Here is a 2,456-nt window from a genome sequence, read left to right as displayed (position 1 = left end):
GGTCATTGATTACTCACTGACCACCCCCTGTTTAAGTTGGAAATTTCAGAAGAGGCGACAACTATGCTGGCACAGGGGGGTAACTGTTATATAAAGGAGCTGGTGCTGCCCGGATAATATTCGGCTCTCTAAAGTCACAGATCACACCGCGATTGCGTAGCGCTTCAAGGACACCATGCCCATCTTTGGGAATTCGAAAAGATAGCTGAGCGCCTCGCTCAGAAGGGGCGCGGGGTGTGATGATCCAATCACGGCTTCCAAACGTATCTTCCACTAAAAACTCAAGGTAGGATGTTAGTGTTTTACTTTTTGCTCGAATACTTTTCATCCCGGCTTGGTCAAATAGTTTCAAGGAGGCCCGTAAGGAGGCTAAGAGGAAGATGGGAGGGGTGGATAGCTGCCATGCCTCAACACTGAAGGGAATCGGATCAAACTCGGCTTCCATCTTAAAGCGGCGCTCCTTGTTATGACCCCACCAGCCTTCAAAACGAGGGAGATCCTTATCAAGGTTTCGTTCATGAACAAAAGCAGCAGCAACCCCTCCAGGGCCTGAGTTTAGATATTTGTAAGTGCACCAAACCGCAAAATCCACGTTCCAATCGTGGAGTTCAAGAGTGATATTGCCTGCGGCATGAGCCAAGTCAAAGCCAACAGTACAGCCTTTTTCATGACCTTTTTTAGTAATTGCGACCATATCATAGGCTTGACCGCTGAGGTAATTCACACCGCCAAGCATGATCAAGGCGACCTTTTCCCCATGCTCATTGATATAAGAAAGAATATCTTCAGTGCGTAGAGTATCCTCACCTTCCCGCGGCGCTAACTCTAAAATATCAGTATTGGGATCAAAACCATGAAAGCGAACCTGAGAGGCAACAGCATACTGGTCAGAAGGAAATGCGCCAGCCTCAATGAGAATCTGACGGCGTTTTCCTTCAGGACGATAAAAAGAAACCATCATAAGGTGCAGGTTGACAGTGAGACTGTTCATACAGACGACTTCGTGGGGTTTGGCGCCTACAATCTTGGCCATCATTTTAGTCAGATTCTCATGGTAGGCAATCCAGGGTCTTTTCGCTTCAACGTGCCCTTCAACGCCGTACTTAGCCCAGTCATCCAGCTCTTCGTTAATCATTGTTCGGGTGGAACGTGGCTGTAATCCTAGAGAGTTTCCGCAAAGGTAGAGATATTCAGCATCGGGGCGTACTTTAGGAAAAAAAAACTGTGATCGAAACGAGCGCAATGGATCTGTTTCATCAAGTCCTTGAGCAAAGGCCTTTGAATTGACAAATTGCATGTTCATCGCTCCTTTGCTCTCCAAAAAATACTGACATTAAATAAAGTAGAACTTTCTGATGGGTGGAAGACTGCCATCTGGGTAGCAAGTGGTTTTACTGCTGTGTTGAAAGAAACAATCGCCCCTTTCAGACGGGGCAAGCAATTGAATGGCTAACTTACCCTTTGTGGTTGGTCGCACCAATGTACAATAAGTTTATTAATACAGTCTGTTGTCGTTAGCTTTTCTTTCTCGATCAGAATGCGCTGTCAGGCAAGCTATGGCACATATCTTCGGTAGCCACATCAAGGAATGCATTTATCAGGCAGCACTTAATATCGCCGTAATAAGAATTGGTATGTTAGATGTGATAATTCCCATTCATCGGCGCCATTTGAACAGGATGCGACTGACAGTCAATAACGATATCGAATCAAAGAATGTTTGAAGTGTTCGGAATTCGTAACCATCACAAAGAACCCTGAATCGCTCGACGGTATAGGCCACACAACCATTAGCGGCTATTGTGCAGAGGAACATTATAACACCATAGGCTGTTTACTTATTCCCGTACTAGGGAAGGTGCGAATAAGTCCACCCTCACCTTCGGTAATTCTTGGTATTACTGGTACTGTTTTGGGAAAAAGGGACTTATTCGCCGTTTCCCTAGGTTTCAACCTTTTTGAAGCATGGCACCTTCAGTACTATTTTGTTCTGCGAATATCACAGGAGCCTAGTTTGTAATAGTTTACTGCATATGTTTGCTCTGGCTTGTAGATTGCCTCTTTTGTATCGGCTATACATAATTCCTTACCTTGGCTATCAATAAACCGAATGTATATAGCTGTGCATTTGGTATATTCGCAAAATATCTTGTCTTGTAAGTAACTGTTGGGTTCAATGGGATCCGATGTTTTTACGAGATGAGTTGTTATTTCTTCGCGGTATTCCGCTCTGATAGTGCCCTCTGAGTGATTGGCAATGTTAAAGACGTCATAGTTTCCTCCATTATTTGCATTTGGGATTTTATCGGTTTCTGCATAAGCTAATGGCATTAACATTGCGATCATGTTGCTGGATAAAAAGATTCTTTTAAATCTTCCTGATTACCACCTAACATAAGCCATTCTCCCGTCTAAACTTACGACACTGGTTTTCCTTGGGTTAGGAGACGTGTCAT

At 44.3% G+C, this 2,456-nt stretch carries 2 protein-coding genes; both read right to left on the bottom strand.

The features are described 5' to 3' along the window. Positions 1-61 precede the first annotated feature (61 nt). Positions 62-1,297, bottom strand: a complete 1,236-nt coding sequence (gene kynU / locus ABD892_RS11085) for a kynureninase (protein ID WP_345195712.1) — start codon at positions 1,295-1,297, stop codon at positions 62-64. Between the two features lie 683 nt (positions 1,298-1,980). Beyond that, the gene (locus ABD892_RS11080) at positions 1,981-2,331 is read right to left on the bottom strand and encodes a hypothetical protein (protein WP_345195711.1); all 351 of its coding nucleotides are present in this window, start codon (positions 2,329-2,331) and stop codon (positions 1,981-1,983) included. Between the last annotated feature and the right edge of the window lie 125 nt (positions 2,332-2,456).

The organism is Kistimonas scapharcae (assembly GCF_039540975.1).
GTDB lineage: Bacteria > Pseudomonadota > Gammaproteobacteria > Pseudomonadales > Endozoicomonadaceae > Kistimonas > Kistimonas scapharcae.
The sequence above is the reverse complement of the archived record's forward strand: the minus strand, read 5'-3'. Positions and strand labels throughout refer to the sequence as shown.

What these genes read in the sequence shown, in the direction of transcription:
- kynU (WP_345195712.1), bottom strand. Translation starts at nt 1,297, where the DNA reads ATGCAATTTGTCAATTCAAAGGCCTTTGCTCAAGGACTTGATGAAACA.
- ABD892_RS11080 (WP_345195711.1), bottom strand. Translation starts at nt 2,331, where the DNA reads ATGCCATTAGCTTATGCAGAAACCGATAAAATCCCAAATGCAAATAAT.